This is a genomic window from Marinobacter sp. MIT932201 (genome assembly GCF_047123295.1).
GTDB lineage: Bacteria > Pseudomonadota > Gammaproteobacteria > Pseudomonadales > Oleiphilaceae > Marinobacter > Marinobacter salsuginis.
In genome coordinates this window covers 547,310-566,769 of sequence record NZ_CP138917.1, presented here as the reverse complement: position 1 = coordinate 566,769, position 19,460 = coordinate 547,310, and the positions used below count along the sequence as shown (strand labels likewise).

Sequence of the window (19,460 nt, the reverse complement as noted above, 5' to 3'; positions counted from 1 at the left end):
ACGCGATTGATCAGCCGGATGTGAAGCGGTAAGAAACGATCCGCGCCTGACCCTGGTCAAATACGCGGTTTTCCGGTTACTGACAGCCCTGAGGGATTTCGCTTATAGTACCTCGCACGTTCACCTTAAAAGGATTCCGACCACGTGACGGCCGCATCCACCGCCGAAAACGCTGCCGCCTCACCCGAGGTACTGGCAGCCATCGACATGGGCTCGAACAGCTTCCACATGGTGGTTGCCCGACTAGTGCATGGGGAAATCCGGACCCTCGAAAAGATGGGTGAAAAGGTTCAACTCGGGGCCGGGCTGGATCAATACAATCGGCTCACGGAAGAGGCTCAGGAGCGAGCCCTGGCGTGCCTCGGACGCTTCGCACAGCGGCTCAAGGGCATGCCACCGGAGGCGGTACAGATTGTGGGTACCAACGCGCTCCGCGTTGCCCGAAACGCCCATCAGTTCATGACCCGGGCTGAAGAGGTCCTGGGTTATCCGGTGGAGATCATTGCCGGTCGCGAAGAAGCACGCCTGATTTACCTGGGCGTTTCCCACACACTGTCTGACGATATCGGCCGCCGACTGGTGATCGACATTGGCGGTGGCAGCACCGAATTCATCATCGGGCAACGGTTCGAACCCCAGGAGCTTGAAAGCCTGCACATGGGCTGCGTGTCATTCCGCAACCGGTACTTCCCGGACGGAAAGATCACCAAGCGGCAGATGGACAAGGCCGTGACCCATGCCGAACAGGAGCTGCTCAACATCCGACAGCACTACCGTTCGGTGGGCTGGCAGAGCGCGGTGGGCTCGTCCGGTTCGATCAAGGCCATTGCCAGCGTCCTGGCGACCCTGAAAATCACTGACGGCACCATTACGCTCGCGGCCATGCAGGAGCTTCGCAAGCGGCTGGTGGATATGGGTAAGACGGAAAAACTGGGAGACCTGGGTGTACGCTCGGACCGCCAGAGCATTTTCCCGGCGGGATTTGCCATACTGATGGGGGCATTCCAGTCTCTTGGCATCCGGGATATGGCGTTCGCCGACGGAGCACTGCGGGAAGGCCTGCTCTACGACATTGTCGGGCGCATCCAGCATGAGGACGTACGGGAGCGGACCATATCCGCGCTACAGGAGCGTTACCATGTGGACCAGGAACACGGTGCCGCCGTTGAGGAAACCGCCGTCGCCGCCTGGCAGCAGGTGGCCGACGCCTGGGGCCTGAACACGGCGGCCGATGAAGAGGTCCTGCGCTGGGCCTGCCGCCTGCACGAAATCGGGTTGACCATCTCCCACAGCCAGTATCACAAGCACGGCGCCTACCTGTTGCGCTACTCGGACCTGCCCGGCTTCACCCAACAGTTCCAGCGGGACCTGGCCACCCTGGTGCGTGGCCACCGACGCAAGTTCGCTTCGGCTATCTTCGAAGGCCTGGACCCGGAAGACATCGCAAGGCTGCGCTACCTGTGCGTATTGGTCCGTCTGGCCGTTCTGATCCAACACCCGCGCAATATGGAACTACCTCCGGCCTTTACCCTGACTGCCCACAAGGACAAGCTGGTGCTGGAGTTTCCAGAAGGCTGGCTCGACGACAGGCCACTGACCCTGGCCGACCTGGAGAACGAGCGAGACTACCTCGCCAAACAGGATTTTGTCCTGGAGCTGAACGGCGGCTGACGGCATTCAGCCAGCCAGCTCCGCCTCCAGGGATTCCACCTCTTCACTGACTTCAAGCCACTGGGCCTCCACCTCTTCCAGGCGCGCGGTTGCAGCGGCCTGCTCGCCCAGCAGTTCTTTCAGGCGCGCCTTGCCGCCGTCGTCATACAGACCCGGATCAGACAGTTGCTCCTCCAGAGCCGACAGCGTTTGCTGAAGCTGCTCCATTTCCTTTTCCAGCGCACCCTGCTTCTTGCGATAGGGACTCAGTTTCTGGCGCAGGGCCGCCTCTGCCCGCTTGCGGGCCTTTCGATCCTCGGCGCTCTCTCCTACTGCCCCCACTGCCTCGGAGGACTCTTCGGCAGTCTGCTGCCCGGCAGGTATTCGTTTCGGTGCTTCGGTGTCGTCTTTCCGGCGGTCCGCCAGCCAACGCTCATAGTCTTCCAGATCGCCCTGGTATTCCGTCACCCGGCCATCATTGACCAGCCAGAACTCGTCCACCGTGTTTCTCAGCAGATGGCGATCGTGTGAAACCACCACAATGGCGCCTTCAAAGTTCTGCAGCGCCATGGTCAGGGCCTGGCGCATTTCCAGATCCAGGTGGTTGGTCGGCTCGTCGAGCAGGAGGAGGTTCGGTTTCTGCCAGGCAATCACGGCAAGCGCCACCCTGGCCTTTTCACCGCCGGAGAACGAGCGGATGGCACTCAGGGCCTCATCGCCATGGAAATCGAAACCGCCGAGAAAGTTCCGGATACTCTGCTCTGACGCCTTTGGCGACAGCCGCTGCAGGTGCAGGAAAGGGCTGGCATCAAGATCCAGCGACTCCAGCTGATGCTGGGCAAAGTAACCAATGGCCAGATGTTCGCCACAGGTGCGATCCCCGGATAACAAGGTACCCTCACCCCGAAGCGCATCCATCAACGTGGATTTGCCGGCGCCATTGGGACCCAGCAGGCCAATCCGGCTGCCGGGCAACAAGGTCAGATTGATACCATCGAGGACCGGGGTATTACCGTGGCCGGCCTTGCCATTGCGTATCGACAACAGCGGGTTGGAGACCTTTTCCGCCACTGGAAACTCGAAGCTGAAGGGCGAATCAATATGAGCTGGGGCGATGCGCTCCATCCGCTCCAGCGCCTTGACCCGGCTCTGGGCCTGGCGGGCCTTGGTAGCCTTGGCCTTGAACCGGTCTATGAAACGCTGGATTTCGGCAATTCTGGCCTGTTGGCGTTCGAAACCGGCCTGCTGCTGGGCAAGACGTTCACTGCGCTGGCCTTCAAAGGCTGAGTAATTACCCGTATACAACTCCAGCTTGCGCTGATCGAAATGCACCACATGGGTGGCAACCCGATCCATGAAATCACGGTCGTGAGAGATGAACAGCAAGGTGCCGGGGTAGCGACGCAGCCAGTTCTCCAGCCACAGGCAGGCATCAAGATCCAGGTGGTTGGTGGGCTCATCCAGCAGCAATAGATCGGACGGTCTCATCAGGGCCTGGGCCAGATTCAACCGGATCCGCCAGCCACCGGAAAACGCCGACACCGGTCGGTCGGCGTCCTCGTCCGAAAAGCCCAGCCCACGCAGCAACGCCTCCGCCCGGCGTGCTGCAGACCAGGCTTCGTGCACATCTAGCTCTCCGTGTATGCGGGCAATGGCATGGTCATCCCCCGCCGTTTCCGCCCTGGCAAGCTCGGCTTCCAGGCGGCGCAGATCCAGATCGCCATCCAGGACAAAATCCCGGGCACTCCGGTCGGTTGCCTCGACTTCCTGTGCCATGTGGGCAATGCGGCAACCACCGGGCAGTGAGACTGTTCCCTGCTCCGGGGCCAACTGGCCCAGCAAGAGCTGAAAAAGACTGGACTTGCCGGCACCATTGGCACCGACGATCGCGACACGCTGTCCGGGCTGCACGGTAAGGTCGACGGATTCTAGCAACCAGACGCCACCCCGTTGTAAACTGAGATCGGTTATCGTTAACATGTTTTCATTTTATCAACGTATAGTGTTCAGGGAAGGCACAGCGCCTATGTCGGTCGGCTCGGCTACCATCCCGGATTTTTCGACATCGCCGCTTGAGTTGCCGGAAGACCTGGAACCGGAGAACCCGCTCTGGCGTTTTGCATTGGCGTTCTGGAAATACCCGGACGTTCAGACCAGCTGCCTGGCGCTTCAGGATCAGGGCTGGAGCGTAACGCGCATTCTCAGTGCGGCCTGGCTGGCTCTCTCTGAAAGGGCCTTCACCGGGGTCGAGGACGCTACGGTAACAGAGTGGCGCGACCGTGTAACCGGTGCGCTGCGCAGGGCGAGGAAGTCACTGCCCCGAGACGCCGACAATTGTCAGAAGCTCCGAACCGGCATCGCCAGCCTGGAGCTTGAAGCCGAACAGATCGAACTGGCCTTGAGCTGGCGAACGCTAATGACCAACAACCCGGAACACAATGACATGCAGGGACGCGACACGCTGATCATATCCAATCTCGTTGCGGCGGCACCGACATCACCGGTTGATGACAGTGCCAGGCTCCTGCTGAATACACTGGCCGACACCCTGGCCCACTTCCCCAAGGGAGACCACCAGCCATGATCATGAAATGGCTAATACGGCTCTCGTTTCCGGCTCTCGGATTACTGTTATTGCTGATTTTCTTCGGCCTGAACGATCCAGAGCAGGTCTCCGAACCAGTGGCCGAAGAGGAACAACCGGAAATTCCTGCTTTCGAGGGTCTGGTACCCTCACCGATTCCCACCGAGGGCCCCGAGATCGTGTTCAAATGGCAGGACACCGATGGCAACTGGCACTATGCTGACCAGCCGCCGGAGCAGGGCCGCTGGAACACCCTCGCCATTGAGCGGCGCGACAAGGCTTTCCCGCGCCTCCAATCCCCGGAGCCGGAAACAGACTGGCGATCCCCCTATAGCGCCCCTTTCTCTCTGGGACCATCCGCCGCCGGAACCAACGGCAGCTGAGCTGACGCGTACGGTTTCTTAACACATGTTCAGTGGCATCTGGCGCCGGAACCCGTTACCTTCTGCGTTCTGATAAACACATCGCGGGGCCACACCCCGAGCACCGACGTTAAAGGATAATGCAATGAAGAAAACACTCCTTGCACTGGCAGTGACCGGCCTTGTTGCCGGCTGTTCCACACCGCCCGAAGCCCCGGAACAACCGAAACTGGATTCAACGGACCAGAAGGTTAGCTATGGCATGGGCCTGGTTCTGGGTGAGCGCATGGGCAACGACCTGCCGAACCTGCAGATGGACCAGTTCCTTCAGGGCATCCAGCATGGCCACGCCGGCGACGAGGAAGCCAAGCGTATGAGCCGCGAGGAAATCCAGCAGGCTCTGATGACCTATCAGCAGCAGCTGCAGGAAGAACAGGGCAAGCAGATGGAAGAACTGGCCCAGAAGAATCTTGAAGCGGGTGAGGCCTTCCTGGCAGAAAATGCCGAGCGTGATGGCGTAGAAACCACCGAGTCCGGCCTCCAGTACGAGATCCTTGAACAGGGTGACGGCGAAAAGCCCGCAGCGACCGATACGGTTCAGGTGCACTACACCGGCGAACTGTTGTCTGGCGAAGTGTTTGACAGCTCCCGCGAGCGTGGTGAGCCAGTTACCTTCGCCCTGAACCAGGTCATTCCCGGCTGGACCGAGGGTCTTCAGCTGATGAACGAGGGTGCCCGCTACAAGCTCTACATTCCATCAGATCTGGCTTACGGTCCGGGCGGCAACCGGGCGATCGGTCCCAACGAAACCCTGGTGTTCGATGTCGAGCTGCTGGAGATCAACCCGGGCTCAGGAGACTAAGTCTAAGTTCCGGACAGGCAGCGGTCAGTTCTGGCCCTGCCAATCGGGATAGGGGGGAGCCATGAGGCTCCACCCCTCCCACACCACCCGGCATGCGGGTCCGCACCGGGCGGTTCGAGACGTTGAGGGTTCACGAGAGTCTCGGCACTCCCAACCGGTCGAAGTAGGCAATCGTCAGGACATTGTGGATGGCAGAGCGACTGTTGTGCCACCAGCGGCGACTCAGAGCCGCCACAGATTCAGCCACCCAGGAACTGGCACCCAACCGGACCAGCTCCCGGTAGATCGTCTTACCCCGCCGCCACTGCCGGAGGTGGAGCATTCTCAGACGACGACGTATCCACTCATCCAGTGATCGCCAGATGCGTGGCGTTTGCGCCAGCCTGAAGTACCCTTTCCAGCCGAGCAGGTATCGGCGGAGTTGCTCTACCACCTGTTCAATACTGCGACCCCCTGATCCCCGGGTCAGTTGCCGGATCCGGAGCTTGAACGCCTGTAACGCCCTGGTGGATACCGCGCGTCGAACCTCAGCGTTCCTCCCTTGCCACAGGGCATAGCCGAGGAACTTGCGCCCGAACACGCTGGTCACCGCGCTCTTGGCTTCGTTAATCACCAGACGCAACTTTCCATAACAGCGGCGGAGTAACTGCATGACCCGTTCTCCCGCCTTGTGGCTGCGAACGTAGACGTTGCAGTCATCGGCGTAACGGGCGAAGCAGTGCCCCCGGCGTTCCAGCACTTTATCCACCTCGTCCAGCAGAACGTTGGCCAACAACGGCGACAATGGCCCGCCTTGCGGCGTGCCCTCGTGCCGATCCATGACCACACCACCGTCCATGATGCCCGCGTTCAGGTACGCACGAACCAGCCGGATAACGCCGGGGTCGTTTATGCGTTTCTTCAGGCGGTCGATCAGGATGTCGTGGTTGACCCGGTCGAAGAACTTCGACAGGTCGACGTCCACCACGATATGGCGGCCCTGTTGGGCGTAACGCTGCGCAGCCAACACGGCGTCGTGGGCCCGACGGCCCGGGCGGAAGCCGTAGCTGTGCTCGCTGAAGGTGGGATCAATCAGAGGTTGCAGCACTTGCAACAGTGCCTGTTGAATCAGACGATCAGTGACGGTGGGGATGCCCAGTTCCCGCTCACTGCCGTCCGGCTTCGGGATGCCTACCCGACGGACGGGCTGTGGTTGGTAGGCGCCGCTCAGCAGGTGCTGGCGAAGCTCAGGCCACGCCCATCGCAGGTGTTCCGCGGTTTGGGCAATGTCCAACCCGTCCACACCTGCCGCTCCCTTGTTGGCCTTCACGCGCTTCCATGCCCGCTGCATATTCTCTCGTGCGAACGCCTGCTCAAGCAGGCTTCGCCCTGCGCCTTCCGGTTCTTGTCGCGGGAGTCCTGCTTCATCGCTCATCGCCTTCGGCAAGGCTTCACCTGTCCGTTGCGCGATCCGCCCCGCTGGCGCGGGCATCTGATGCCGTACAGTGCTCATCGACAAGGCGTTTGACGCTCCTTCTCGTTCGGCCCTTCGCCCTGTGTTAGCGGTTACTATGGCCTCTGCTGACTTCTCGCTCCGTGTTGCCACGTCGCCCTTTCAGGCATGAGGCGAGATCTCCCCGGGTAAGAACACACTCCTTCGCCGCACAACCGCCGGATTTACACCACTTCGCCTTGGCCACAAGAGCTTCGCGGCTTTTGGCCCGCTCGCCCTGCTTGGCAGTGCCTCATATCCGATTCTTGTTCATCGGCTCACGGTTTACGCTCCACGCTTCCTCCCCACGGTCGGTCACCCTTCCGCAGTTGCGCTTCACTTCGTTCGCTGTGGCCAGCTCACGGGAGGACTTGCACCTCCAGGAGTGCGCCCATGCCGGGCGCACCAAAAAAGCCCCAGACCGGCATGACCGGCTGGGGCTTTTTTAGATTCCGAGATTTCTCAGGCAGAGGCCACTTTGCCGGCATGGGCATTGTGAAGGTGCTCGATCAGGAAATCCTCCATCTCGAACCGGGTCTCCAGGGTTTCACCCAGCTTCGACAGCTCGCCAAACAACTCTTTGACATCTTCTTCCGACAAGTCCCGGCCATCCAGACGATCGTTGAAGTTGAGGGCCACCTCGGTGGTCTGCTCAATCCGGGGGTAAACTTTGGCAGCCAGTTCAAGGCCACCATCGTTGAATTCCCGGGCTTCGCGGACCAGCTGCTCATAAATTTCGAAGTGGCCGGTGGAGACATAATCCACCAACACTTCACACAGGCGCACGAACTTTTCTTTCAGCGCTTCTGTCTGCGAGAAGTCATTCTCCCCGGACAGGTCGCAGTAATGCACCAACAGCTCCTGACGTTCCTTGAGCCAGCGATCAATCAGTTCGCTGACGCCACCCCAGCGCTCCCTGGCATTTCTGCAATTTTCCAACATGACGCCTGTTCTCCACTTGTCTTCGGTACTTCTGTGTCGGTTTTGATTTTTATTAGGTTTGGATCAAGTTACCCCATGGCTGCGGTCGCCCGCAACCGTTTCAGCTCCGAATCCATTCCCGGGCTTTTTGCCGGCGAAACATCAACACCAGACCAGTGATGACCAGCAGTGAGAAAAACACCGCCGTCCAGCCGGGGATGCTCAACCCCAGGAAGCGCCAAACCACCTCGGCACAGTCCCCGGTACCCCGGAGAGCGGTAGACAGGACTTCAAACCAGGGCAGGACATCAAGCATGTAGTCAACAGAAGGGCCACACGCAGGCACCTGGTCCGCCGGAAGACTCTGCAGCCACAATTGCCGCCCTGCGATACCCAGCCCGGCTCCGGAAGTCAGCACCAGAAGAAAGCCGTAAATGCGAACACCGAACCCGGTGGGCCCCTGGAGCAACGCCAGGAAACTCACCAGGCCGGCACCCATGAAGCCAAAGCGCTGCAGCCAGCAAAGCGGGCAGGGCTCCAGGCCCATCACGTGCTCCATATAGAACGCCACACCCAGAAGCACGGCACAAACAAGGAAAACAAGCCCGAACACCCATCTGCTGGTCAAAAGAACACCTCGAATCGTGAATTGAAACTGCAAGCGGCCACAGGGCCTGTTATTCTCGTCACTTAACCCTAAACCACGATCAACTTCAAGCCTATGACTCGCCAGCCAAAATCCGTTCTGACACTTCTGTTTCTGTTGTTTGTCATGATGCCCTTACCCGCCGTTTCCCAGGATGAGGAAAATACCGAAGAGGAAGTGGCTGAAGAGGAAAGCGGCGTTACCGATTACATCAGCATGGATCCACCGTTCGTGACCCATGTGGGCACTCCCGGTAGCAAGCCAACCTACCTGAAAGCTGCGGTTACACTGAGGGCCCGGAGTACCAGCACCCGGCCCGCGCTGGAAGCGCATATGCCACGGTTGAGACACGAACTGGTCATGCTGTTTGGTGAACAAACCAATACGGATCGTCTTACATCTATGGAAGGGCAGGAAGCGTTGCGTGAAGAAGCCAAACAGAGAATCAATGCGGTGCTGGAGGAACAACAAACCGGCGAGAGCATAGCCGGTGTGCTGTTTACAGAATTCGTGGTGCAGAAGTAAGGCCGGGCCCGGCCAGTGAATCAGGCGATCCGTGAAAACAGATCGTCTGCCTGGTCCCGGTCATCCCGGGCCACCTGATCGGCATCGTCCCAGCCGGCTTCCCAGGCGGCGATGACAACCTCACCCCGATAGGGGCAGCGGGCTTTATCCATGCCCATGGTCGCAGCCATGTAGCCCTGACGGTACGCCTTGTTGAGCGCTTCCACATCCCAGCCGAGTTTGATATCCCTTGCCATAGCTGCTTCTCCCGATCCTGATGTTACAAAAATTAACAGCCGGATCGGGAGGAGACAAATCTTTGTTCGGTTTCTGTGCGTCAGGTCCGCAGACTTGTGAGACGGCGCACCAGCTAACTGCTCAGGAACTCAGGTACTGTTCCAGAAACTCGCTGAACGGCAGGGTATCGGCACGCTCCATCTGCGCCTGTTCGGCCAGGGACTCCGCCGTCATGGCCTCAAAGGCCTGGCGCACACTGTCGTCCAGGCCTTCCTGCCGGAGGGTTTGCTGATGCTGCTGGGCCATTTCCATGCCCCACTCCCGGTGGCCCAGGCCTGAGGAGCGCATGGCGTCCAGCACCCGGGCAGAGGGTACCGTCCATTCACCGCTTAAGGTCTCGCGCTGGGCAGCCAGGGCGCGACGGTAGGTATCATCCCCCCGCCAGCTATCCAGCAACTCGGCCAGCGGTTCCAGTTGTGCCAGAATGTCGTTAGCGGCCTCTGCCACCGGGGTACGTGATCCACCTCGGCAAAGCTTCAATTCCCGGTAACGTCCGCTGGCCACCACATCCTTGTAATTGTCATCAAGACGCTCGCACTCTTCATCGCCGATACGGGGCGAGTCTGACAGCAGGCAATCAAGGAGGAACAGATCGAGGAAATCGATCTGGGCCTCGTTCACGCCCACCGGTGAGAAAGGATCAAGGTCCAGACACCGTACCTCGATGTATTCCACACCCCGGGCTTCCAGAGCCTGGATGGGTTTTTCTTCCCGCTGCGTGGTGCGTTTGGGGCGCACGGCGCTGTAATACTCGTTTTCGATCTGCAGGACGCTGGTATTGATCTGGATGAACTGGTCGCCCCGGCGGGTGCCGATGGCTTCATAGGCCGGCCAGGTGGTGTGGATAGCACGGTCCAGAGTCTGGGTATAGGTGCTCAGCTCATTGAAACAGATATTCAGGGAGGCCTGGGCATTGTTGTGGTAGCCCAGATCGCCCATCCGCAAGGAGGTGGCGTGCTCACCGTACCAGGTGCGTTGGTCAAATCGCGAGAGATCATGGTTTACGCCGGCAACAAAGCTGGCATCCAGCGCTGGCGAGGCTCCGAACAGCAACATCAGCAGCCAGCTACGGCGGCGGAAGTTGCGGATGAGCCAGAAATACTGGTCTGACTTGAAGTCTTTCAAGCTTTGTTCGTTGCCCAGCAATTCCTGCCACTTTTGCCAGAAACTATCGGGTAGCGACAGGTTGTAGTGGGCGCCGGCGATGCTCTGCATCATCCGCCCATACCTTACCGCCAGCCCCTGCCGGTAAACGTGCTTGAGCTGGCCAATGTTGGAACTGCCGTATTCGGCGATGGGGATGCTCGGATCGCCAACCAGTTCACAGGGCATGCTCGCTGCCCAGAAGACCTCATCACCGAGGTTCTGCTGCACGAAGGTGTGGATGTCACGCAGCGACTTCAGCATACCCCCGGTGCTGTTGAACACAGGCGTGATCAGCTCCAGCAAGGCCTCTGAATAATCGGTGGTAATTCTCGGGTGGGTCAGTGCCGAACCCAGGGCTTCGGGATGCGGGGTCTGGGCGATGAAGCCATTGCGATCCACCCGCAGCCCTTCTTTTTCGACACCCTTGAGAAAACCATCCCAGTCGCTGGCAGCGAACTGACGAAATACGGAATGGCGGGATTCAGCCATGGTCGACTCCTGCTGCGGCCGGCTTGCTCTTCTGAACAACCGGCCGATGAAAAGATTGTAAACCCGTCAGCTGTCCTTGCGCGCCGAGGCAAGCGCCTGGGCCAGCGCGCCAGCCATGGCGCCCTGCGGGGATTTCTGACCGGAACCACCGTTGCTGGTGTTCCGATTACCGCCTTTACGGCTGGCCCCGGAGCGATTGGCGGCCATCGGCTTGCCCTCGTTCTTCTCGCCGGGCTGGTCATCCATGCGCATGGTCAGGGCAATTCGTTTGCGCGGGATATCCACATCCATCACCTTGACCTTGACGATATCCCCGGCCTTGACCACTTCGCGGGGATCTTTGACAAACGTGTGTGACAGCGCGGAGATATGCACGAGTCCGTCCTGGTGCACGCCAATGTCCACGAACGCGCCAAAATTGGTAACGTTGGTCACCGAGCCTTCCAGCACCATACCCGGCTTTAGATCACCCAGGGTCTCAACCCCTTCCTCGAAGCTGGCAAAGCGGAATTCAGGCCGAGGATCCCGCCCCGGCTTCTCCAGTTCCGAGATAATGTCCTTGATAGTCGGCAAACCGAACTGTTCTGTTACGTAATCCTGGGGATTCAGACCACGCAGGAAGGCAGAATCGCCGATAATATCGTCCACCTTGCGGCCATTCTTCTTCGCGATGGCCTCGACCACGCCATAGGCTTCGGGGTGAACCGACGACCGGTCCAGGGGATTCTCGCCGCCGGCAATACGCAGAAAGCCCGCCGCCTGCTCGAACGTGCGGTCGCCCAGCCGGGTGACCTTCAGCAGCTGTTTCCGGTTGCGGAACATGCCGTTCTGATTGCGGAACTCGATGATGTTCTGGGCGATGGTCTGGTTCAGGCCCGAAACTCGTGCAAGCAATGGCGCTGAGGCGGTATTCAGGTCCACGCCCACGCCGTTCACACAGTCTTCCACTACCGCATCCAGGCTGCGGGACAGCTGCACCTGGGAGACATCGTGCTGGTACTGCCCTACCCCGATGGATTTCGGCTCGATTTTTACCAGCTCTGCCAGCGGATCCTGCAACCGCCGGGCAATGGATACCGCGCCACGGATGGTGACATCCAGATCAGGCAGTTCTTTAGAGGCGAACTCGGACGCAGAGTAAACCGACGCGCCAGACTCACTGACCACTATCCGTGCCAGCTTCAATTCGGGATAACGCTTGCTGAGATCGGCGACCAGCTTCTCGGTCTCCCGGGAGGCAGTGCCGTTGCCAATGGCCACCAGCTCGATCTTGTACTCCCGACACCAGGCCGCCAGTTGCTCAATGGAACGGTCCCACTGGTTCTGTGGTGCGTGGGGGAAAATGGCGCCGTGGCCGGCCACCTGGCCGGTGCCATCAATAACAGCCACCTTCACCCCGGTACGCAACCCGGGGTCCAGGCCCAGGGTGGGTCGGGGGCCGGCCGGCGCCAGCAGCAGAAGATCCTTGAGGTTAGCAGCAAAGACGTTGATGGCTTCGGTTTCGGCGGCCTCCCGCACCTGCGCCATGAGATCGGTTTCAATCTGGGTGGATAGCTTCACCCGCCAGGTCCAGCGAACGACTTCCGAAAGCCATTTATCGGCGGCGCGACCGTTGTCACGAATGTTCCAGCGTGCGGCAATACGCTGCTCGGCCGGATGGGGTGCGCGGCGGTCGTCATCGGTATCGCCGACCACGATGGTGTAGCCGAGAACGCCTTCGTTCCGGCCCCGAAGGATGGCCAGGGCCCGGTGGGACGGAACCTTTTTCAGGGGCTCGACATGATCGAAGTAATCCCGGAACTTGGCGCCCTCGTTCTCCTTGCCTTCCACCACGGTCACTTTCAGCTGGCCTTCCTGCCAGATAAAGTCCCGCAGGCTGCCCAACAGCTCGGCATCCTCGGCAAAGCGCTCCATGAGTATATAGCGCGCGCCATCCAGAGCGGCCTTGGTGTCTTCCACACCGGCTTCTTTATTCAGGTAGCCCTGGGCCGTCGTTTCAGGATCCAGAGTCGGATCGTCGTAGAGCGCATCAGCCAGCGGTTCCAGACCCGCCTCCCGGGCGATCTGGGCCTTGGTCCGGCGCTTGGGCTTGTAGGGCAGGTAAAGATCTTCCAAACGGTTCTTGGTGTCGGCCTCCTGGATGGTGGCCTTGAGTTCGTCGGTCAGTTTGCCCTGCTCCTCAATGCTTTTGAGGATGGTGGCACGACGGTCTTCCAGTTCCCGCAGATAGCGCAGACGTTCTTCCAGGTTCCTCAGCTGGCTGTCATCCAGTGAGCCTGTGATCTCTTTCCGGTAGCGGGCGATAAACGGAACGGTCGCGCCCTCGTCGAGCAGTTCGACGGTGGCATTAACCTGCTGCTCGCGGACACCGAGTTCCTCGGCGATGCGCCTGGAGATACTGTTCATGCAACCTCTGTCTGATGCTTTGCCAATAAACCAGCAAAGGTACAGCGGCTTACTGCTGCAGGCAAGCGGCCTGGCCCCGCTTGTTCAGGAATTGCACAAGATCGGCCCAGGGCATGGGCCGGGCGTAGTAATAGCCCTGGATTTCATCGCAATGCTGCTGGCGCAGGAACTCCAACTGGCCTTCGGTTTCCACTCCCTCGGCCACCACGCTGATCTGCAGACTGTGGGCCAGACTGATGATGGCCCGAATGATGTGTTCGGCGTCTGCCGAGTTACCCAGCTCCTGTACAAACGACTTGTCGATTTTCACCAGGGAAATCGGCAAGTGCTGAAGATTGCTCAGGGACGAAAAGCCGGTTCCAAAGTCGTCAAGGGCAAAACTGATACCCAGCTGATTAAGCTCCCGCAGGCAGCGCTGGGCGTATTCCGGATCGTGCATCATGGCGCTCTCCGTCAGCTCCAGTTCCAGAAGGCTGGTATCCACATTGGCATTGAAGATGATGCGGAAAATGGTCTCGGTCATCTTGCGGTCGTGGAACTGCCGGAACGACAGATTGACGGCGAACACCAGGCCCGGGAAGCCCATCTCGGCCGACTCCTGCAAACGCTTGCAGGCCTGTTCGATCACCCAGTAACCGATGGGCACGATCAGCCCACTGCGCTCGGCCACCGGGATGAATTCGTCCGGCCCTACAAGCCCCCGCTCCGGATGATTCCAGCGCAGCAGGCATTCCACACCCCGGACTTCCTCTGTGGCCAGGTCAATCCTCGGCTGGTAGTACAGCTCCAGCTCCTTGCCTCGTAAAGCATTGCGAAGATCTGCTTCCAGGCGGAGCTGGTAACCGGCGGAAATGTGCAGTTGGCGGTCGTAGAAGCGGTAGCTGGTGCCAGGGTCACGCTTGGCTTCGAACATGGCACGATTGGCCCGACGCAACAGGTTCTCGGCGGTGTCGCCGGCTTCCGGGTAGGTTGCCACGCCAAGGCTGGCACTGACCACGACCGTCTGGCCGTCTATGGTGACCGGCTCGTCAAGGGCGTTAACCACCTTGCGGATGATCTGGGTGATATCCAGGGAGTCCTCAACCTTCTCGACAATGATGGCGAGCTCGTCGCCGCCGATTCGCATCAGCGAATCCACGCGCCGCAGCGAATGACGAAGCCGTTCTGCCAGCTTCATCATCAACTGGTCACTTTTTTGATAGCCAAACGATTCGTTGATGCTGCGGAAGTCATCAATGTTGAGGTGCAGCAAAGCCAGCCGATGGCCTGCCCGCTCGGCCCGCAGCAAGGCCTGCTGAAGGCGATCGAAGAACAGATCCCGATTGATGAAACCGGTGGCCACCTCACGGCCCAGTTGTCCGTGGGCAGATTCGGATAACTGATCGCGGTACCAGAGGCATTTCAGGGCCCGACGGAAATTCCAGTGGTCCAGATTCTGGCGGCAAAGGTAGTCAGCGGCGCCGGCAGCAAGCAATTCGGGCGCCCGCTCCCCGGGAGGTTCGGCACTCAGGGCAAGTACGGGCTTTTCATTGCTGGCGACCGCCAGGTACTGCAGGAAGGAGGCCTCAGACCCACTGTGGAACACGCAATCCCAGACGATAACATCAAAACTGGCGTTGCGGATCAGATCATCGCAATCCACCAGATCCGGGCACCAGGTTGCGTCCGCACTGATTTCGACGTCGCCCGCCAGAAGAGCATTCAGCCAGAGAAAATCAGAATAATCTGGTGTCAGAACCAACAGGCGCAACTGTCCGGGCCTCATGGTTTCCAGTGGCAATGTCATCAAGCAGGATCCATTTATGCGTGAACAACCGAGTCCATTCTATTAATCATAGTCTATAGATCCCCAAGGTACAGGAACTCTGACTGGTGTAGAATAAGCCCACGTCCGTTATCCCCATTTCGTTCCATTCTGGCCATGTATTTGTGAACAAGCTCAACCCGAGACAAAGCGAAGCAGTGCGCTATGCCGACGGCCCCATGCTGGTGCTGGCCGGCGCAGGCAGCGGCAAGACCAGCGTGATCACCCGCAAGATCGCCTACCTGATCGAGCAGCTCGGAATTCCGGGGCGTCATATTGCCGCAGTCACCTTCACCAACAAGGCCGCCCGGGAAATGAAGGAGCGGGTTGGCCGGATCGTTGACCGAAAGCTGACCCGGGGTCTGATTGTATCCACTTTTCACAATCTTGGCCTCAACATGATCCGGGAGGAGCACACGCACCTCGGCTACCACCCCGGCTTTTCCATCTTCGACGCCGAAGATGCCAAAGCCCTGTTACAGGATCTGATGCTCCGGGAGGCCAGTGCCGAGGCCGGCGACGAGCTCAACGACATCCAGATGACCATCTCGTCCTGGAAGAATGCCATGCGCGGCCCGGCAGAGGCCCTTAGCAAGGCTACCGATGAGCGGGAACAGCGTATCGCCATAATCTACAAGAAATACAACGAATACCTGAAAGCCTACAACGCAGTGGACTTCGACGACCTTATCCTGCTGCCGGTAATGCTGTTCCGCTCACACCCGGACGTGCTGGCCAAGTGGCGCCGGAAAATCCGCTACATGTTGGTGGATGAATACCAGGACACGAACGTCTGCCAGTACGAACTGGTCAAACTCCTCGTAGCCGAGCGGGCCGCGTTTACGGTGGTCGGCGACGACGACCAGTCAATCTACGCCTGGCGCGGCGCCCGGCCGGAGAACCTGGCCCAGCTCAAAGAAGACTTTCCGAGCCTGAAAATCGTCAAGCTGGAGCAGAACTATCGTTCAACGGCACGGATCCTGCGCAGTGCCAACACGGTGATCGCCAACAACCCCCACGTGTTCGAGAAAGCACTGTGGAGTGATCACACCATCGGCGAGGAAATCCGGATTGTCCGGTGCCGCAACGAGGACGCGGAAACCGACCGGGTCGCCACGGAAATTCTCGACCAGAAGCTCAAGAAAGGCCTCGATTTCCGGGACTTTGCGGTGCTGTACCGCGGCAACCACCAGGCTCGACTGCTGGAAATGAAATTGCAGGCTTACCAGATTCCCTATCGGATCTCAGGCGGCCAGTCGTTTTTCTCGAAAAACGAAATCAAGGATGCCATGTCTTACCTGCGCCTGCTGATCAACCCGGATGACGATGCGGCGTTCCTGCGAGTGGTCAACGTGCCGCGCCGGGAAATCGGTCCGCGCACCCTGGAACAGCTTAGCCACTACGCCCGCTCACGCAACGTGAGCCTGTTCAAGGCTCTGGGCGACATGGGGGCAGAAACCCATGTGACGGAAAAGGGGCTGGATCGGCTCCGGCGCTTTGCCCACTGGGTGGATGCCACCTGCGAGCGACTGCACAGCGAGAACCCGGTTCCCGTCATCAAGCAGCTGTTCACGGACATCGAATACGAAGAGTGGCTTCATCAGCATTCCGGGACACCCAAGCAGGCCGAGCGCCGGATGGAAAACATCTGGTACCTGGTGGAATCCATCCAGCGCATGCTTGATGACGGTAAGGGGACCGCCGACGAACTGGGTATCGAAGATGCCATTACCAAACTGATCCTGAGGGACATGATGGAGCAGCGGGAGGAAGAGGACGACAGCGACAAGGTCCAGCTGCTTACCCTGCACGCCTCCAAGGGCCTGGAGTTCCCGCACGTCTTCATCATGGGGCTTGAAGAAGAAATCCTGCCGCACCGCAGCAGCATCGAGGAAGGCAACATCGAGGAGGAGCGGCGACTGATGTACGTGGGCATTACCCGCGCCCGGGAGACATTGACGCTGACCTATGCGGCGACCCGGAAGCAGTATGGCGAAAAGCTGGAAACCATCCCGAGCCGATTCCTGGATGAACTGCCCGAAGAAGATCTGAAGTGGGAAGGCATGGGTGACCTGGATGCGGAGGCGAACCAGAAAAAAGGTAAGGCGACCCTCAGCGCCCTGTTGGGTGACCTGGGCCTCTAGTTTCTATCCAGATGCCCGGATACCCAGATGCAAAAAAGCCCCTTTACGGGGCTTTTTCAACAAACAAAACCGCGGTGCTTACTGGCTTTGCTCGACAAGGTGTTCAACGGCTGCCTGAATTTCTTCGTCTGGGCAGCTGGCACAGCCGCCTTTCGCCGGCATGGCATTAAAACCATTGATTGCGTGACTCACCAGGGTTTCCAAACCCTTGTCGATACGGGGAGCCCAGGCATCGGCATCACCGATCACAGGTGCACCAGCGGCGCCGGTAGTGTGGCAGGCCATGCACACAGCATCATACACTTCGCTGCCGGAGCGAGGGCCAGAGCTGGCAGTTTCGGTGGCCGCCGCAGCCTCGCCACATTCTTCACCCTGCAGACATACTTCACCGACCGGGCTGATACGTGCGCGGATTTCATCTTCGACGCTTGCCATTACGGCGCTAGCTGTCAGGCCTGCAACGACCAATACAGCAGCCAGGACTCTCTTCATCTTCACAATGCACCTCGCATTTGAGCGTTATAATCTTCGGTCGCCGCATTATAGCGACTGAAACCTGGCAAAAAAACCAAACAGCAAAATCATAAATTGATTTCAACCATTTTAATTGCGATTTCGTAAGTCTGGGGGTGTTTCGCGAGCAATCCGGTTACCATGGTGTTCGCCGACGTTCTACCATCCAGGACCTGTGTTCATGACCAATACGGAACCGACTTCGCCCCACCCCTTGCGCAAACCACTGCTGATCGCCGAATTCACGGCGCTGGCGGTTTTGCTTGGATCCATGGGGTGGTTTTCCAGCCAGACCAGTAGCGGCCAGACAATCAGCGCCGCCTGGCTGCTCATCCCGGCCTTTGCCAGTCTGGGGGTTTTCATAAGCTTTATCGGTCTGATGTACCTTCGTTGGGTTGCCTCGGCAAACAGTGGCAACCGGTTCAGGCACAAGCTTGTTTTCTCGCTTCTGGCCGTCACCCTGATCGGCGTCTGGATCTACGGCATTGCCAACACCTGGTTCAGCCTGACTGCCAGCTAGGAGACCGCCCCATGACACCCGCCTACCTGTTGACGCGATCGTCGGCTTTCATTGCTCTCGCATTGCTGTCAGCGCCCACTATCGTACAGGCGCAGACTGAAGAGAGACCCTCGATTGACTCACCGGAGCAATGCGCGCTGATTGACGACGGAATCAAGCGCCTGGCCTGCTTTGACAGCCTCTACAAGCCAAAGGAGCGTCAGGCCCAGGCCCCCGAAAGCGCCAAAGAGCAGGCCGAGAAAAGTGCAGAGCAACTGGCACCGAATGGCGAAGATCTCGATGCCGTAGCCGGCAATGGGCTGGAAGGCGATTCCGATGCGGGCGTCATGGCGGCCCTGGTGGACCGATATGTGGCGGCTGAAAAGGCCGTATTTTCGTTCTCTGGCAGTTTTGTGGGCCACCGCCCCACCTATATCCTGCCCGTAAGCTGGGTGAAAAACCCGAACGAATCCCCTTCCAGCCCCAGGCTGGGGTCCATCGGCTATGATTATGATCTGGAACGGGAAGAAGCCAAGTACCAGATCAGCTTCAAGGTGCCGCTGCTGACGGGCATTCTGGATGACCGTACAACGCTCTGGTTCGGCTATACCCAGACCTCGTTCTGGCAGGTATATAACCAGGATGATTCGGCGCCATTCCGGGAGACCAATTACGAGCCAGAGATATTCGCCCGATACCAGACTGACTGGGATATTGGACCGGGCCGGCTCAATGGCGTGACTCTGGGGTTCAACCACCAGTCAAACGGCCAGTCAGAGCCGCGCTCCCGGAGTTGGAACCGCATCATGGGGTCTGCCGCCTACAGCTATGATCGATGGCTGTTTATGGTTCAGCCCTGGTACCGGATTCCGGAGAGCAGTGACGATGATAACGCCGATATCGAAAGCTATTTGGGCCATGCGAATTATTACGCGGTGTACAAGCTGTCAGAAGACCGCACGTTTTCGTTACGGCTGATGAATAACCTGAGATCCGAGAACAACAAGACGTCGGTGGAGTTCGGGTACAGCTTTCCGATGGGGGATACGATTAAGGGGTTTTTCCAGTACTACAACGGGTATGGGGAGAGCCTGATTGACTACAACCATCGAATTCAGCGGTTTGGTATCGGGATTATGCTGAATGACTGGCTCTGACCGCT

Annotated in this window: 17 protein-coding genes; 8 read left to right on the top strand and 9 right to left on the bottom strand. The window is 59.1% G+C overall.

The window, feature by feature from the left end:
• Positions 1–144 precede the first annotated feature (144 nt).
• On the top strand, positions 145–1,671 hold the full coding sequence (gene ppx, locus SIC15_RS02560; RefSeq protein ID WP_305965686.1) for an exopolyphosphatase: 1,527 nt from the start codon (positions 145–147) through the stop codon (positions 1,669–1,671).
• A gap of 6 nt (positions 1,672–1,677) precedes the next feature.
• Here the strand turns inward: ppx and SIC15_RS02555 are convergent, their stop codons facing one another.
• Positions 1,678–3,630: an ATP-binding cassette domain-containing protein gene (locus SIC15_RS02555; protein WP_412537017.1), complete on the bottom strand. Its 1,953-nt coding sequence runs from the start codon at positions 3,628–3,630 to the stop codon at positions 1,678–1,680.
• A gap of 46 nt (positions 3,631–3,676) precedes the next feature.
• On the opposite strand from SIC15_RS02555, the gene SIC15_RS02550 reads away from it, so the two are divergent.
• From SIC15_RS02550 to SIC15_RS02540, 3 genes are all read left to right on the top strand, one after another.
• Complete coding sequence (locus tag SIC15_RS02550) at positions 3,677–4,234, top strand: TIGR02444 family protein (RefSeq protein WP_153634842.1); 558 nt, start codon at positions 3,677–3,679, stop codon at positions 4,232–4,234.
• Entirely contained in the window at positions 4,231–4,617 is a 387-nt protein-coding gene (locus SIC15_RS02545; protein WP_069184716.1) for a DUF4124 domain-containing protein, read from the top strand. The genes SIC15_RS02550 and SIC15_RS02545 overlap by 4 nt, the downstream gene beginning before the upstream one ends.
• Positions 4,618–4,741: 124 nt before the next feature.
• Complete coding sequence (locus SIC15_RS02540) at positions 4,742–5,458, top strand: FKBP-type peptidyl-prolyl cis-trans isomerase (RefSeq protein WP_153634841.1); 717 nt, start codon at positions 4,742–4,744, stop codon at positions 5,456–5,458.
• A 130-nt stretch (positions 5,459–5,588) separates the two neighbouring features.
• Here the strand turns inward: SIC15_RS02540 and ltrA are convergent, their stop codons facing one another.
• The 3 genes from ltrA to SIC15_RS02525 form a co-directional block, all read right to left on the bottom strand.
• Entirely contained in the window at positions 5,589–6,956 is a 1,368-nt protein-coding gene (gene ltrA / locus SIC15_RS02535; RefSeq protein WP_053115127.1) for a group II intron reverse transcriptase/maturase, read from the bottom strand.
• Positions 6,957–7,391: 435 nt separating this feature from the next.
• Positions 7,392–7,871 (bottom strand): Rsd/AlgQ family anti-sigma factor, encoded by a 480-nt coding sequence (locus tag SIC15_RS02530; protein WP_069184714.1) that lies wholly within the window; start codon positions 7,869–7,871, stop codon positions 7,392–7,394.
• A gap of 100 nt (positions 7,872–7,971) precedes the next feature.
• The gene (locus tag SIC15_RS02525) at positions 7,972–8,478 is read right to left on the bottom strand and encodes a disulfide bond formation protein B (protein WP_412537016.1); all 507 of its coding nucleotides are present in this window, start codon (positions 8,476–8,478) and stop codon (positions 7,972–7,974) included.
• Positions 8,479–8,571: 93 nt separating this feature from the next.
• Between SIC15_RS02525 and fliL the strand changes: the two genes are divergently transcribed.
• Positions 8,572–9,021: a flagellar basal body-associated protein FliL gene (gene fliL, locus SIC15_RS02520; RefSeq protein WP_412537015.1), complete on the top strand. Its 450-nt coding sequence runs from the start codon at positions 8,572–8,574 to the stop codon at positions 9,019–9,021.
• Between the two features lie 20 nt (positions 9,022–9,041).
• Here fliL and rmf read toward each other — a convergent pair whose 3' ends face one another.
• The 4 genes from rmf to SIC15_RS02500 all read right to left on the bottom strand — a co-directional run bounded on the left by rmf (position 9,042) and on the right by SIC15_RS02500 (position 15,124).
• Entirely contained in the window at positions 9,042–9,257 is a 216-nt protein-coding gene (rmf, locus tag SIC15_RS02515; RefSeq protein ID WP_069184711.1) for a ribosome modulation factor, read from the bottom strand.
• A 121-nt stretch (positions 9,258–9,378) separates the two neighbouring features.
• The gene (gene gshA, locus SIC15_RS02510; protein WP_412537014.1) at positions 9,379–10,932 is read right to left on the bottom strand and encodes a glutamate--cysteine ligase; all 1,554 of its coding nucleotides are present in this window, start codon (positions 10,930–10,932) and stop codon (positions 9,379–9,381) included.
• 66 nt (positions 10,933–10,998) lie between these two features.
• Positions 10,999–13,338, bottom strand: coding sequence for a Tex family protein (locus tag SIC15_RS02505; RefSeq protein ID WP_412537013.1), 2,340 nt, complete (start codon positions 13,336–13,338; stop codon positions 10,999–11,001).
• 49 nt (positions 13,339–13,387) lie between these two features.
• Positions 13,388–15,124 carry a putative bifunctional diguanylate cyclase/phosphodiesterase gene (locus tag SIC15_RS02500; RefSeq protein WP_069184708.1) on the bottom strand — a complete coding sequence of 579 codons (1,737 nt, stop codon included), beginning with the start codon at positions 15,122–15,124 and terminating at the stop codon, positions 13,388–13,390.
• A 143-nt stretch (positions 15,125–15,267) separates the two neighbouring features.
• Between SIC15_RS02500 and rep the strand changes: the two genes are divergently transcribed.
• Positions 15,268–17,286, top strand: coding sequence for a DNA helicase Rep (gene rep, locus SIC15_RS02495; RefSeq protein ID WP_412537012.1), 2,019 nt, complete (start codon positions 15,268–15,270; stop codon positions 17,284–17,286).
• Between the two features lie 78 nt (positions 17,287–17,364).
• Here rep and SIC15_RS02490 read toward each other — a convergent pair whose 3' ends face one another.
• Positions 17,365–17,778, bottom strand: a complete 414-nt coding sequence (locus tag SIC15_RS02490; protein ID WP_069184706.1) for a c-type cytochrome — start codon at positions 17,776–17,778, stop codon at positions 17,365–17,367.
• A gap of 202 nt (positions 17,779–17,980) precedes the next feature.
• Between SIC15_RS02490 and SIC15_RS02485 the strand changes: the two genes are divergently transcribed.
• Positions 17,981–18,319 (top strand): hypothetical protein, encoded by a 339-nt coding sequence (locus SIC15_RS02485; protein WP_412537011.1) that lies wholly within the window; start codon positions 17,981–17,983, stop codon positions 18,317–18,319.
• An 11-nt stretch (positions 18,320–18,330) separates the two neighbouring features.
• A complete protein-coding gene (locus SIC15_RS02480; RefSeq protein WP_412537010.1) occupies positions 18,331–19,455 on the top strand; it encodes a phospholipase A in 1,125 nt (374 codons plus the stop codon).
• The last annotated feature ends 5 nt before the right edge of the window (positions 19,456–19,460 follow it).